The sequence below is a fragment of the Sphaerisporangium sp. NPDC088356 genome (assembly GCF_040685555.1).
GTDB lineage: Bacteria > Actinomycetota > Actinomycetes > Streptosporangiales > Streptosporangiaceae > Sphaerisporangium.
In genome coordinates this window covers 42442-55156 of record NZ_JBFBIK010000005.1, presented here as the reverse complement: position 1 = coordinate 55156, position 12715 = coordinate 42442, and the positions used below count along the sequence as shown (strand labels likewise).

Below are 12715 nucleotides of genomic sequence, written 5' to 3'. Positions count from 1 at the left end.
ACCCGCCGCCCTGAGCCGCGCCTATGGATCACGTCGGGCGGCGCCGCCGGGAGCGACCGGGGTCAGGTCCGATCGCGACCGGGATCATCTGGAGCCGGGCTCTTCCGGGCCGAAGGATCTGCGGACGAGCTGCCCGACCTTCCCCGGCACGCCGACGTGCTTGCCGTTCACCTGAAGATCGACTCCTCCGGCGTTGCCGATGGTGACCCGCATCTCCTTGTGCGTCTTCCAGGTGGCGGTCTGCCCCGCGGGCATCGTGCCGCGGAACATCTGCTTGCCCTTGCTGTCGCTGACCTCCACCCACGACGGCTTGTTGGCCTTGACCTGGAGTGTCACCAGGTCGCTCGCCGGCTTGGCCGCCTTCGGGTTGGTGGAGGGCCTGGTCGTGGTGGACCCCTTGGGGGTGGGCGTGGGCTTCAGATCGGCACCCGTGGCGAGAGTGTCGCCGGAGCCGCTCATCACCCGGGTCACGCCGAAGACCGCGACGATGGCCAGGGCTATCGCCATCGCGGTGGACCAGTTGGGGCTGCGGCGGTCGCGAAGTTTGATCGTGCTCTCGGCCTGGAAGACCGCCGCGGCGCGCACGGGAAGCGGCACACCACCGTGTTCCTCGTCGTACTGGTGCACGATGACGTCGGGATCGAGCCCGAGCGTCCTGGCGATGTTGCGGACGTGACCTCTCGCGTAGAAGTCGCCCCCGCAGAGCGAGAAATCGTCCCGCTCTATGGCGTAGATGACCGTTTCTCTGACCCGCGTGCGGCCGCTCAGCTGAGCGACCGTCATGCCTGCCGCGTTGCGTGCCGCGGCCAGCGTCACTCCAATGCTCATACGTCCCCCTCGCCGTGCACCTGCGCTGCGCCCGTATTCCGACGATGCGTAGTCATTCACATTCAACCAGTTATCGAGGGGGACGGTGGCGGAGGGGTCACTCTCCCCGCAAGTCGGCGAGCAGGCCGGGCAACTCATCGGGTTTCACCATGACCTCGCGAGCCTTGGAGCCCTCGCTCGGGCCGACGACGTTCCTGCTCTCCAGCAGGTCCATCAGGCGGCCGGCCTTGGCGAACCCGACGCGCAGCTTGCGCTGCAGCATCGAGGTGGAGCCGAACTGCGTGGACACGATCAGCTCGGCCGCCTGGACCAGCAGGTCGAGGTCGTCGCCGATGTCCTCGTCGATCTCGCGCTTGGCCGTCGCGACCGCGGCGACGTCGTCGCGGTACTCCACCTGCATCTGCGCCTTGCAGTGGCCGACGACGTCGTTGATCTCCTTCTCGGACAGGAAGGCGTTCTGCAGCCGCATGGGCTTGCTCGCGCCCATCGGCAGGAAGAGCGCGTCGCCCTGCCCGACGAGCTTCTCGGCGCCCGGCTGGTCGAGGATGACCCGGGAGTCGGCGAGCGAGGAGGTCGCGAACGCCAGCCTGGACGGCACGTTCGCCTTGATGAGGCCGGTCACGACGTCGACCGACGGGCGCTGGGTGGCGATGACCAGGTGGATGCCCGCGGCGCGCGCGAGCTGGGTGATGCGGACGATGGAGTCCTCGACGTCCCGGGGGGCGACCATCATGAGGTCGGCCAGCTCGTCGATGATGACGAGCAGGTAGGGATAGGGCTGGTAGACCCGCTCGCTCCCGGGCGGGGGCACCAGCTTGCCCGCCCGCACCGCCTTGTTGAACTCGTCCACGTGCCGGAAGCCGCTGGCGGCTAGGTCGTCGTAGCGGCGGTCCATCTCGCCGACGACCCATTCGAGGGCCTCTGCGGCCTTCTTCGGGTTGGTGATGATGGGCGTGATCAGGTGGGGGATGCCCTCATAGGTGTTCAGCTCCACCCGCTTGGGGTCGACGAGCACCATGCGCACCTCGTCGGGCGTGGCCCGCATCAGGATCGAGGTGATGAGCCCGTTGACGCACACCGACTTGCCGGCGCCGGTGGCGCCCGCGATGAGCAGGTGGGGCATCTTGGCCAGGTTGGCCACTATGGTGCGGCCCTCGACGTCCTTGCCGAGCCCCACGATCATCGGGTGGTGGTCGGCCATGGCCACCTGCGAGCGGAGCACGTCGCCGAGGCTGACCAGGTCCTTGTCGGTATTGGGGATCTCGACCCCGATCGCCGACTTGCCGGGAATCGGGGACAAGATCCGGACATCTGCCGATTTAACGGCATAGGCGATGTTCTTGGTGAGGGCGGTGACCTTCTCCACCTTCACCGCCGGCCCCAGCTCGATCTCGTACCGCGTGACCGTCGGGCCCCGGGTGAACCCGATCACCTGGGCGTCGATGGCGAACTGCTCCAGGACGCTGCTGAGCGCGTTGACCACAATGGTGTTCGCCTTGGTCTGCGGCTTCGGGGCGCTGCCAGGGCGCAGCACCTGCACATCCGGCAGGGCGTACGGGCCCGCCTGCGGCGAGAGCACGAGCTGCTCGACCTTGCGCGGCGGCGGCGAGGGATGGGGAGGCTCGGGCACGCCCGGCGGCTCCGGCGGCTCGTCCTCGTCCACCAGGCCGGGCACGATCTCCGGGGAGTGGTCGGAGACCTTGCCGGGGGCGTCGGCGATGAGCGGGGTGTCGTAGGGCTTGATGTGCTCGCCGAGCTCCTGCTCGCCACCCTTGCCGGCGCCGGAGGACGTGCCGCGGGGCTTGCGGGGGCGCCTGACGCGCTCGCCCGTCTTGCCCGGGGCCGCCTCTCCCCCGCTCTTCTGGAAGAGCATGTGCTGGATCTCGGCCAGGCGCTCGGGCACCCGGTGGACCGGCGTCGCGGTGATCACGAGCACCCCGAACCCCGAGAGCAGCAGGAGCAGCGGGATCGTGATGAACGCCGGCAGGATGCTGGCCGGCGGCGCGGAGACGATGAACCCGATCATGCCGCCGGCCGCCGAGACCTTGTCCATGCCGTCGGTCTTGGCCGGGCCCGAGGGGTACGGCGTGGCGTGCGCGACGTGGATGATGCCGAGCAGGCCGGCCAGCAGGGCGGTCCAGCCGATCATCATGCGGCCGGTGTCGGCGTTCTGGTCGGGATGCCTGAGCAGGCGCCACGCGATCAGCGCGAGCAGGATGGGCACGGACCAGGCCAGCGACCCCAGGGCGCCGCGCATGACGGCGTCGACCACCGTCGCGACCGTCCCGTGGGTGGTGCGCCAGGTCATCGCGGCGAGGACGATCGCCCCTCCCAGCACCGCCAGGCCGAGGCCGTCGCGGCGGTGGGCCGGGTCGAGCTCGCGGGCCTGCTGCCCGAAGGCGCGCGCGGCGGTGCCGATGCCGTTCGCGAAGAGCAGCCACACGCCGATGAACAGCTTGCCGATCGCCAGGAAGACCCAGCTGATCGGGTCGGGGGGTGCGGATGCCGGACGGCGGGCGGGCGGTCGGCCCCCCGACCGCGCGCCCGTGGCCCGCGTGCCGGTCGGCCGCTTGGCGGGGGACGTTCGCGACGACGTGGACCGCTTCGCCGACCCCTTTGGGGTGGTTTTCGACGTACGGGTGGCCATGGTACCGAGGGTACGCATGAGGCGGGCTTGGCGCTCGGACGGCGCGCCGGGCCTTCACGCGAATGTGTTCTATGTATTGACATCACGTTTCATGTAATGGAATCTCCATCCAATGGCAAGTTGGAAGGAGGACTGATGTCCGCACCGTTGGCCACGTCGGACTTCTCGATCTGCCAGAAGACGATGCGGACGGCCCCCTTGCGCGCCTTGAGAATGTCGACGGCACTTCTGTCACGGCGGCCACGAAGTCACGGCGCTGGCCCATGGTCCGCCCCGACAGCATTTCCACGGTGATGTTTGGCATGTTGTCCTCCGATTTGGCATCTGTTGCATGACATAAAATCAAATTCCACTACATGAACCAAGAAGGAGTTCGCCGTGGACGTGATGGTGATCGGGGAGCCGCTGGTCGAGTTCTCGGCGTCCGCTCCCCTGACCGAGGCGGACACCTTTCACCTGTCCTTCTCCGGTGACGCGCTGAACGCCGCCGTGGCGGCCGCCGCGACCGGCGCGCACGTCGCCCTGGTGACGCTGGTGGGCGAGGACGAGTTCGGGGAGCGGCTGATCCGCTTCGCCGCCGCCCACGGCGTCGACACCCGCTGGATGCGCCAGGGCCCGGGCTCCACCGGCGCCTACGCCGTGGGCGCCGACCCGAGCGGGGAGCGCGCCTTCGGCTACATGCGGGCGGGCAGCGCGGCCTCCAGGATGGGCCCGTCGGACGTCTCGGCGGCCCCTCTCGCGCAGACGTCCGTCCTGCTCGTCAGCGGCGTCACCGCCGCGCTGTCGGCCTCCTGCGCCCACGCGGTGCGCCACGCCGCCGAGATCGTGCACGAGGCCGGGGGCAAGGTCGTCTACGACCCGAACTACCGCTCGCGGCTCACCGGCGCCGAGGCGGCGGCCGGCGCGCTCGCGGAGCTCGCCCCGTACGCCGCCCTGGTGACCCCCTCGTGCCCCGGCGACAGCCTGCCGCTCCTCAATACCGCAGACCCCGCCGAGGCCGTACGGGCGTGCCTGGGGCTCGGCGCGCGGGCCGTGGCCATCACCCGGGGTGCCGACGGGGTGCTTCTCGGCGAGCGGGACGGCGGGCCGCCCGTGGAGATCCCCGCCGTCCCCGCGGGGACGATCGTGGACCAGACCGGGGCGGGCGACGCCTTCGCCGGGACGGTCGCGGCCAGGCTCTCCGCCGGAGACCCGCTCCGCGAGGCCGTACGGGCCGGCACGGCCGCCGCGGCCGTCAGCCTGGAGGGCCAGGGAGGCACCGGGCGGGTGGCAACGCCCGAGGACATCCAGCGGCTGCTCGGGGAGCTTTCAGGAACGTCCGACACGACCTTGGCGTGACGGCCGGACGGCCGCTCTGACGGGTCAGCGCGCGACGGCCGCGGTCGGGGCGCCGAGGGCGAGCGAGACGTCGCGGGCGGCGGCGGTGACCACGGGGGCGAGCTCCTCCAGCACCTCGCTCTCCATGTCCATGGCGAGCGAGGAGATCGAGATGCCGCCCAGCACCCGGCCGGTGTGGTCGAAGACCGCCGCGCCGACGCAGCGGATGCCGGGCTCGTTCTCCTCCTCGTCCATGGCGTAGCCGCGCGCCCGCACCTTGCCGAGGTGCGCCAGCAGGTCGTCCACGCCGGTCAGGGTCGCGGGGGTCAGCCGCGGCAGGCCGGTGCGCCCGGCGACGGCGCGGACCTCGTCGTCGGTCAGTTCGGCGAGGATCGCCTTGCCGATGGCGGTGCTGTGCAGGCGCAGGCTCATGCCGACCCGGGAGGGCATCTGGTAGGGCCTGCGGCCCTCCAGCTTGTCGACGTAGACCGCCTCGTCGCCGCTGCGGATGCCGAAGTGGGTGGTGTAGCCCGTGCTCTCGCGCAGGGCACGAAGGGCGGCGGACGCCTGCCGCGAGGGGTCGAAGCGGCTCATGACCTTGCCCGCCAGGGTGAGGATGCGCGGCCCCGGCTCGTACCCCCCGGCGCCGTCGGGGCGGGCGAACCCCCACTCGACGAGCGACTGCAGGATGCGGTGAACGGTCGACTTGGAGACGCCGGTCGCCGCGGCGATGTCGGTCACGCGGTGGTGCTCGGCGATCGCCTCGAGCACCGCCAGCGCCTTGTCGATGGAGCTGCCTTGCCTGACCACGTCCTGAGCCTACTAACAGGCATCCCGTAGTACGGTCCGCGCCGGCGGCGTCACCGGGCGAGCCAGCCCCCGTCGACGGCCAGCACGTGCCCGTTGACGTAGCCGGAGGCGCGCGAGGCCAGGAAGACGGAGGCGCCGACCAGGGTGGCGGGAGGCCCGGGTGGCGAGGTAGACGACGTCGAAGTGGTCGAGCCGGGCGAGGTGGACGGTCTCACCGGTGACCTCGGCGAGCCAGTCGAGGGCGTCGCGCGCGAGCCGCACCACCGGGTCGCCGTCGATGTAGGTCGCGCCGACCAGCAGGGCGCGCATGCCGATGCGGTAGAGCGTGCCGGTGACGTCGGTCTCGATCCAGCCGAGGCCCACCAGCGTGCGGAGCAGCGCGTGGAGGCTGCTCTTGGGATAGCCGAGCTTGCCCTCGCCGGTCATGACCCGATGACGCGACCGCCCAGCCAGGCGTACTCCGGATCGGCATGGTCGAGCTCGGGGAACTCCGCCGCGTACGCCTCGGCGTCGTCCCTCGGCTCGTAGCCGAGCGCCGCCCCGGCGGCCGGGTCCCACCAGTTGCGGGCGTTGGCCGAGACGCCCCAGACCGTGGCGTACGTCAGGTCCGGCGCCGTCAGGCACGCGTGGACCAGCCGCACCATGTCACCCGGGCTGATCCAGGTGGACAGCGCGCGGGCGTTGGGCGGTCGCCGGTCGAACGTGCCGATGCGCAGGGCGGCCACCCGCATGCCGTACCTGTCGGAGTAGTAGCGGCCGAGGGCCTCGCCGTAGGCCTTGGAGACGCCGTAGTGCGAGTCGGGGGCCACGGGGGTGTCCGCCGGCACGAGTTCCCCGCGCGGCGTGAAGCCCACTGAGTGGTTGCTGCTGGCGTAGACGACGCGCTCGACCCCGGCCTGCCGGGCGGCCTCGAAGACGCGGTAGGTGCCCTCGATGTTCGCCGTGAGCAGGTCCTCGAACGTCGCGGAGGTCGAGGGGATGCCGGCCAGGTGGACGACGGCCGTGACCCCCTTCATGGCCTGTTCCAGCACCGCTGCGTCCGAAATATCCCCACAAATCACTTCATAGGTGGTGTCGTGGATGGGAGTCCTGTCCAGGAGCCTCAGCGTGTGGCCGTACCCGGGAAGCCCGCCGGCCAGGCACGCGCCGATGCGACCCGCGGCACCCGTCACCAGAACGTTTTTCACCATGTCGCAACCGTATGGGCGGCGACGTGGTCGAAGTCAAGATCGTCGCCCAGTCCCGGCCGCGTGGGCAGCGCGACGTTCCCCGACGCGTCCAGCGGGTCGACGATCGAGCGGAGGTGCGGCGGAGGGGCGTCGTAGCCCCTGTGTCAGCCGACCTCGGCAAGCCAGCGCTCGTGGGCCCCCGAGAACGGGGGCACGCGATCCTGCACGGCGGTCATCAGCCAGGCGGCCGACCGCTCCGCCTGGGTGATCACCTCTTCGGGGTAGGAGTAGCGGACCTGGTGCTCGGCGAACTCGTCCTCGTCGTCGAGCAGGACACGCCCGTCGCGCATCCTGATCACGTCGAGATCGAGGTCGACCATGGTCACCTGACCGTCCCGCCACCGCGGGACGGTCGTGATGTCGCAGTAGATCGACGCCTTGCTCGGCATGCCGTTGAAGGTGGCGGTCCACCAGAGGTCACGCGGGAACAGCATGACGAACGGCTGCCGCCAGACGATCGGCGGCTCGCTCCCCCTGCTGCCGCTGGTGCCGGCCGGGCAGCCGGTCCAGACGCCGTGCTCGTCCTCCCCCAGCAGCCGTGCCCCGTGGTGCCAGTGGAGTGAACCGTCGAACTTGGTGTAGACGATGTCGACCGCTGTGCCGGTGATGTCCGCCCCGTGGGCCTGGACGCTCACCGGCGATCAGCTCGTTTCGCGCGCATGCGGCTCCTCGTGCGTGGCCGAAGTCCTCCAGCACGGAAAACCTACGCCCGCTCAGACCTCCACGACCACCGGAATAATCATGGGCCGGCGACGGTAGGTGTCGCTCACCCAGCGCCCGACGATGCGGCGCGTCAGCCGGCGCATCTGCTGGAGGTCGGCGACCCCGTCGGCCCCGGCCTCCTGAAGCGCCTTCTCGATCAGCGGGATGACCGCGTCGAACGCCTCGATCTCGATGCCGGACCCGCGAGCGTAGACCTCGGGCCCGCCGCTCACCTTGCCCGTCGTCGAGTCGACCACGACGACGACGGAGATGAACCCCTCGTCGCCGAGGATGCGCCGGTCCTTCAGCGCGACGTCGGTGACCGCCCCCACCGAGGAGCCGTCGACGTAGACGTAGCCGCACGGCACCGCGCCCACGATCTTCGCCCGGCCGTCGACCAGGTCGACCACCACGCCGTCCTCGGCGATGACGATGTGGTCGTCGGGCACGCCGGTCAGCGCCGCGAGCTTGGCGTGGGCACGCATGTGGCGCCACTCGCCGTGCACGGGCATGAAGTTGGACGGCTTGGTGAGGTTCAGGACGTACAGGAGCTCGCCCGCGGCCGCGTGGCCGGAGACGTGCACCAGCGCGTTGCCCTTGTGGATCACTCGGGCGCCCCAGCGGGTGAGCCCGTTGATGACCTTGTTGACGGCCGTCTCGTTGCCGGGCACCAGCGAGGACGCCAGCAGGACGGTGTCCCCCTCGGCGACGCGGATCGGGTGGTCGCGGTTGGCCATGCGCGACAGCGCCGCCATGGGCTCGCCCTGCGACCCCGTGCAGATCAGCACGACGTCCTCCGGCGGCCACTCCTCGATCTCGCGGGAGTCGACGAGGATCCCTGGCGGCACCCTGAGGTAGCCGAGGTCCCTCGCGACGCCCATGTTGCGGACCATCGAGCGCCCGATGAGCGCGACCTTGCGGCCGTTCTCCTCGGCGGCGTCGAAGATCTGCTGCACGCGGTGCACGTGAGAGGCGAAGCAGGCCACGATGATGCGCTTGGTCGCGCTGCGGAAGACCTCGTCGATCACCGGGCTGATGGTGCGCTCGCTCGGCACGAAGCCGGGCACCTCGGAGTTGGTCGAGTCGGACATCAGCAGGTCGACGCCCTCGGAGCCGAGCCTGGCGAAGCCGCCGAGGTCGGTGAGACGGCCGTCGAGCGGCAGCTGGTCCATCTTGAAGTCGCCGGTGTGCAGCACGATGCCGGCCGGAGTCCTGATCGCGACGGCCAGGGCGTCCGGGATGGAGTGGTTGACCGCGAAGAACTCGCACTCGAACGGCCCGAACCGCTGCCGCTGCCCCTCGGCCACCTCCACCTTGACCGGCTGGATGCGGTGCTCGGTGAGCTTGCTCTCGATCAGCCCCAGCGTCAGCCGCGACCCCACCAGCGGGATGTTGGCCCGCTCGCGCAGCAAGTACGGCACGGCGCCGATGTGGTCCTCGTGGGCGTGCGTCAGCACGACCGCCTCGATGTCGTCGAGACGGTCCCTGATGTAGTCGAAGTCGGGCAGGATCAGGTCCACGCCCGGCTGGTCGGGCTCTGGGAACAGCACGCCGCAGTCGACGACCAGCAGGCGGCCGTCGAACTCGAAGACCGCCATGTTGCGGCCGATCTCACCGAGCCCGCCCAGTGCGACGATGCGCAGGCCGTTCTCCGGCAGGACCGGAGGAGGTCCGAGCTCGGGATGCGGATGACTCATGCTCTACCCCCGTGTATTCCGGCCCGCCGCTCGCGCACGGCTCCCTCGCCGAACCGTGCGGCACGTCGCGGGCCGAGATCGCTGTGTCTCTCTCTCAAACTCTCTGTTCCTCTCCGCCGCGTTCAGCCCGCGGCGACTCATTCGGATCGTTCTCCGCCGTTCACGTCACGGACGGCGGGCAAGCCAGACAATTTTCGCGCGCCGTACGGACGACGCGCGGCACGTCAGTCGGACAACTTCACGCCGCCCGCGACCAGGTCCTCTCTCAGGACCGCGATCTGGTCGCGGGTCGCGTCCACCAGGGGAAGGCGCACGGGGCCCGCGGACCTGCCGAGCAGGCCGAGGGCCGCCTTCGCCATGATCGCACCCTGCGCGCGGGTCATGATGCCGGTGACCACGGGAAGCAGGCGCTGATTGACCGCGCGTGCCTCCTCGACATGGCCCGACGTGTACATATGGATCATGGTGGCGAGGTCGGCGCCGACCACGTGGCTCACCACGCTCACGAACCCGGCGGCGCCGGACGCGAGCCAGGGCAGGTTGACGGCGTCGTCCCCGGAGTAGAAGGCCAGGCCGGTGGAGGCCATCACCTGGGAGCTGGCGAACAGGTCGCCCTTGGCGTCCTTCACCGCCACGATGCGCGGGTGGGCGCCGAGGCGCAGCAGTGTCTCCGTCTTGATCGCCATACCGGTGCGCGCGGGGATGTCGTACAGCATCACCGGGAGGCCGGTCGCATCGGCCACCGCCGTGAAGTGGCGGTAAAGGCCTTCCTGCGGAGGCTTGTTGTAGTAGGGCGTGACCACCAGCAGGCCATGGGCCCCGGCGCTCTCGGCGGCCTTGGCCAGCTCTACCGAGTGGCGGGTGTCGTTGGTGCCCGCTCCGGCCACCACGGTGGCCCTGTCGCCGACGGCTTCCACCACGGCGCGGAGGATCTCGTTCTTCTCGGCGTCGGTGGTGGTGGGGGCCTCTCCTGTCGTGCCGCTCACGACCAGCCCGTCGTTCTGTTGCTCGTCCACGAGGTAGGTGGCCAGGCGCTGGACACCCTCGAGGTCGACGGCACCGTCGGCCGTGAACGGCGTGACCATCGCGGTCAGCATGCGACCGAAGGGCGCGTCGGAGGTTCCTGTTGGCGATGCCATAGACCGAACGGTACCTGGATCCAAGGAGACGGCGGACCCCGCCACCCCGGTTCGCCGCACGAGGGGACGTAATTAGGGCATGTACCGCTTGCACCGAAGATGGTCGGATATGGATAGAGGCCGCCGATATGTGCTCGGGGGTACACACATCGACGACCTCTACCCATGCAATCGGAGCCGCTTACGGGGGCGTTACACGCTTCTGAGGAGAATTTTCCGATCGTTCACGCCCAGCCGTTCGGCGAGGTTCCCCGGGATGGCCCGACGGGTGGGGAACCGGCCCTCCGGCGGCGCTCACGCGCAGGTGGAAAGCCCGCCGCCCACGGGAGTTGCGAGCCTTGCCACCCCCTCCCGCACGAGATGTAGTCACAGAATCGCGTTTGGTAAAGTTGGGACTCCAACTGCCGCTCATTACTCCCCGCTGTCCTTTGATTACGGCAAGATAGGGAAACGATCTCGAACGCCGTGAGGGATGGACGGATGACTGGTAACGACCCGGTGTACCTCCGCGTGGTCGAAGAGTTGCGGGCGCAGATAGTCGACGGCACGCTGCCGCCGGGCGCGCCCATTCCGTCTCGGGCGCAGCTCACCCAGCGCTTCAGAGTCGGCGAGACCGCCGCCAGGCACGCGCTGCGCGTCCTGGCCGCCGAAGGCCTGATCATCGGCAGGGTCGGCTCCGGGCACTACGTCCGCGAGAAGTCCGTGCTCTACCCCCTGCAGCGATGCCGCTACATCGACCACGACGCCCCGTTCGCCGCCGACATGCAGGCAGGCGGCCACCGCGCCACCTGGGACTGGCGCAGCGAGGCGATCAAGGCCGGGCGCGACACCGCCCGGCGGCTGCGCGTCGAGGAGGGCGACCCCGTCATCCGCACCCGTTACGTCTTCCGCACCGAGGGCAAGCCCATGCAGCTCGCCACCTCCTACGAGCCGGCCGATCTCGGCAGGGCGCAGTCCTTCCCCGAGGAGGGCACCAACGGCCGCAAGAGCCTCGTGGCCCGCATGTCCGCCGCGGGCATCAAGATCACCGATATCCGCGAGAGCGTCCACACCCGCGTACCCCAGCCGACCGAGAGCGACCTGCTCGACCTGCCCACCGGGGTGCACGTCCTCCATGTCGAGCGCACCCACTGGTCGGGCGACCGTCCGGTGGAGACCAGCGACATCGTCGTCCCCGGCGACCGCTTCCGCCTCGTCTACTCCGTCCCGCTCGGCGCCTGACCCGGCCTCCACACCACCCGGTCCCGTCCGGCCCACGTCGGCCCGCGTACGTGGCCGTCGACCGCGCTGGAGTTCCTCGGCTCCCCCGCCTGGCGGCGCCACCGCGCGTCGGTGACGGCGGAGCTCACCGTGCGGCGCGACGCGCTGGCGGCGGCCCTCGCCCGCCACCTTCCGTCCGCGCAGGTCCGGCTCCTCCCCGAGGGCGGCCTGCACCTGTGGGTACGGCTGCCGCGCGAGGTGGACGAGACCGCCCTGGTCGAGAGCGCCCAGCGTGCGGGGGTCCTGGTGAGCCCCGGCACGATCTACCACTCCGCCGAGCCCTCCTCGCCCCACATCCGGGTGACGCACATCGCGGCGGCCCACGTCGCCGAGCTGGCGGAGGGAGTGCGCCGTCTCGGCTCGGCCCTGGACACCCAGCTCGCGGCGAGGGGCCGCTGACCCGCACTCCCGCGCGAAACCGGTGGTCGTTGATTCTTGAGCAACCCTCAACTGTCCTAAAGTGGTGAGATGAACGGGCCGGCGGAGTTGCTCCGCGACTTCGTGAACACCTACGACGTCGAGGGCGACACCGACGAGCTGGCCTCCCCCGCCGAGCTCGCCGTCTGGCTGCGGGAACGCGGGCTGATCTCCGCGACCGACCGGGCCGTGGACGACGACTGGGCGCTCGCCATCGGCCTGCGCGAGGGGCTCCGGTCCGCGCTGCGCCACAACCACTCCCGGGACGCCGCGCCGCATCCAATGACGAGCGGGCTGGACGCCGCGCTGGCGGCGCTCCCGATGCGGGTCACGCTCGCGGGCGGGGCACCCGGGTCCGAGCCGCTGAGCACCGGCGCCACGAGAGGCCTCGGGCTCCTGGCGGCGGCCGTCCTCGACGCGCACGCCCGGGGCGACTGGCCCCGCCTCAAGGTTTGCGCGGAAGACGGCTGCCAGTGGGCGTTCATCGACTCGTCCAAGAACCGCTCGCGCTCGTGGTGCTCGATGCGCATCTGCGGCAACCGCACCAAGACCCGCGCCTACCGGGCCAGGCGCCAGCAGGACACGCCGCGCCCCTCCTGAGAGACGGCAGCATGGGGTCACAGCTCGCCACCGCGGAGGCTCCGTGTCCTCGGAGCCGGCGAACCCCGA

Annotated in this window: 11 protein-coding genes and 2 pseudogenes; 4 read left to right on the top strand and 9 right to left on the bottom strand. The window is 70.5% G+C overall.

The annotated features are described in order from the left end of the window. Positions 1-84: 84 nt before the first annotated feature. Positions 85-828 carry a helix-turn-helix domain-containing protein gene (locus tag AB0O34_RS03805; RefSeq protein WP_363912256.1) on the bottom strand — a complete coding sequence of 248 codons (744 nt, stop codon included), beginning with the start codon at positions 826-828 and terminating at the stop codon, positions 85-87. A 97-nt stretch (positions 829-925) separates the two neighbouring features. Then, the gene (locus AB0O34_RS03800) at positions 926-3475 is read right to left on the bottom strand and encodes a DNA translocase FtsK 4TM domain-containing protein (protein ID WP_363912399.1); all 2550 of its coding nucleotides are present in this window, start codon (positions 3473-3475) and stop codon (positions 926-928) included. Between the two features lie 387 nt (positions 3476-3862). On the opposite strand from AB0O34_RS03800, the gene AB0O34_RS03795 reads away from it, so the two are divergent. Next, on the top strand, positions 3863-4813 hold the full coding sequence (locus tag AB0O34_RS03795; protein WP_363912397.1) for a sugar kinase: 951 nt from the start codon (positions 3863-3865) through the stop codon (positions 4811-4813). Between the two features lie 24 nt (positions 4814-4837). Here AB0O34_RS03795 and AB0O34_RS03790 read toward each other — a convergent pair whose 3' ends face one another. The 7 genes and pseudogenes from AB0O34_RS03790 to dapA form a co-directional block, all read right to left on the bottom strand. Beyond that, positions 4838-5602 (bottom strand): IclR family transcriptional regulator, encoded by a 765-nt coding sequence (locus tag AB0O34_RS03790; protein WP_363912254.1) that lies wholly within the window; start codon positions 5600-5602, stop codon positions 4838-4840. Between the two features lie 50 nt (positions 5603-5652). Next, positions 5653-5745 (bottom strand): annotated as a pseudogene (locus AB0O34_RS03785) (2-deoxy-D-gluconate 3-dehydrogenase); the annotation flags it as partial. A gap of 202 nt (positions 5746-5947) precedes the next feature. Next, positions 5948-6028, bottom strand: a pseudogene (locus tag AB0O34_RS03780) (helix-turn-helix domain-containing protein); the annotation flags it as partial. Beyond that, the gene (locus AB0O34_RS03775; RefSeq protein ID WP_363912252.1) at positions 6025-6792 is read right to left on the bottom strand and encodes an NAD(P)-dependent oxidoreductase; all 768 of its coding nucleotides are present in this window, start codon (positions 6790-6792) and stop codon (positions 6025-6027) included. The pseudogene AB0O34_RS03780 and the gene AB0O34_RS03775, both read right to left, overlap by 4 nt. A 143-nt stretch (positions 6793-6935) precedes the next feature. Then, on the bottom strand, positions 6936-7466 hold the full coding sequence (locus tag AB0O34_RS03770; RefSeq protein WP_363912250.1) for a DUF402 domain-containing protein: 531 nt from the start codon (positions 7464-7466) through the stop codon (positions 6936-6938). 78 nt (positions 7467-7544) lie between these two features. After that, a complete protein-coding gene (locus AB0O34_RS03765) occupies positions 7545-9230 on the bottom strand; it encodes a ribonuclease J (protein ID WP_363912248.1) in 1686 nt (561 codons plus the stop codon). Positions 9231-9454: 224 nt separating this feature from the next. Beyond that, positions 9455-10369 carry a 4-hydroxy-tetrahydrodipicolinate synthase gene (gene dapA, locus AB0O34_RS03760; RefSeq protein ID WP_363912246.1) on the bottom strand — a complete coding sequence of 305 codons (915 nt, stop codon included), beginning with the start codon at positions 10367-10369 and terminating at the stop codon, positions 9455-9457. A gap of 480 nt (positions 10370-10849) precedes the next feature. On the opposite strand from dapA, the gene AB0O34_RS03755 reads away from it, so the two are divergent. The 3 genes from AB0O34_RS03755 to AB0O34_RS03745 all read left to right on the top strand — a co-directional run bounded on the left by AB0O34_RS03755 (position 10850) and on the right by AB0O34_RS03745 (position 12646). Next, positions 10850-11590 carry a GntR family transcriptional regulator gene (locus AB0O34_RS03755; RefSeq protein ID WP_363912244.1) on the top strand — a complete coding sequence of 247 codons (741 nt, stop codon included), beginning with the start codon at positions 10850-10852 and terminating at the stop codon, positions 11588-11590. A 111-nt stretch (positions 11591-11701) separates the two neighbouring features. Next, positions 11702-12028 (top strand): aminotransferase class I/II-fold pyridoxal phosphate-dependent enzyme, encoded by a 327-nt coding sequence (locus tag AB0O34_RS03750; protein ID WP_363912242.1) that lies wholly within the window; start codon positions 11702-11704, stop codon positions 12026-12028. 69 nt (positions 12029-12097) lie between these two features. Continuing rightward, on the top strand, positions 12098-12646 hold the full coding sequence (locus AB0O34_RS03745) for a CGNR zinc finger domain-containing protein (RefSeq protein WP_363912240.1): 549 nt from the start codon (positions 12098-12100) through the stop codon (positions 12644-12646). The last annotated feature ends 69 nt before the right edge of the window (positions 12647-12715 follow it).

Bases quoted from the DNA above. Each gene is read 5' to 3' on its own strand.
- AB0O34_RS03775 (WP_363912252.1), bottom strand. From the start codon at position 6,792: ATGGTGAAAAACGTTCTGGTGACGGGTGCCGCGGGTCGCATCGGCGCG.
- AB0O34_RS03745 (WP_363912240.1), top strand. From the start codon at position 12,098: ATGAACGGGCCGGCGGAGTTGCTCCGCGACTTCGTGAACACCTACGAC.
- AB0O34_RS03795 (WP_363912397.1), top strand. From the start codon at position 3,863: ATGGTGATCGGGGAGCCGCTGGTCGAGTTCTCGGCGTCCGCTCCCCTG.
- AB0O34_RS03755 (WP_363912244.1), top strand. From the start codon at position 10,850: ATGACTGGTAACGACCCGGTGTACCTCCGCGTGGTCGAAGAGTTGCGG.
- AB0O34_RS03765 (WP_363912248.1), bottom strand. From the start codon at position 9,230: ATGAGTCATCCGCATCCCGAGCTCGGACCTCCTCCGGTCCTGCCGGAG.
- dapA (WP_363912246.1), bottom strand. From the start codon at position 10,369: ATGGCATCGCCAACAGGAACCTCCGACGCGCCCTTCGGTCGCATGCTG.
- AB0O34_RS03800 (WP_363912399.1), bottom strand. From the start codon at position 3,475: ATGGCCACCCGTACGTCGAAAACCACCCCAAAGGGGTCGGCGAAGCGG.
- AB0O34_RS03805 (WP_363912256.1), bottom strand. From the start codon at position 828: ATGAGCATTGGAGTGACGCTGGCCGCGGCACGCAACGCGGCAGGCATG.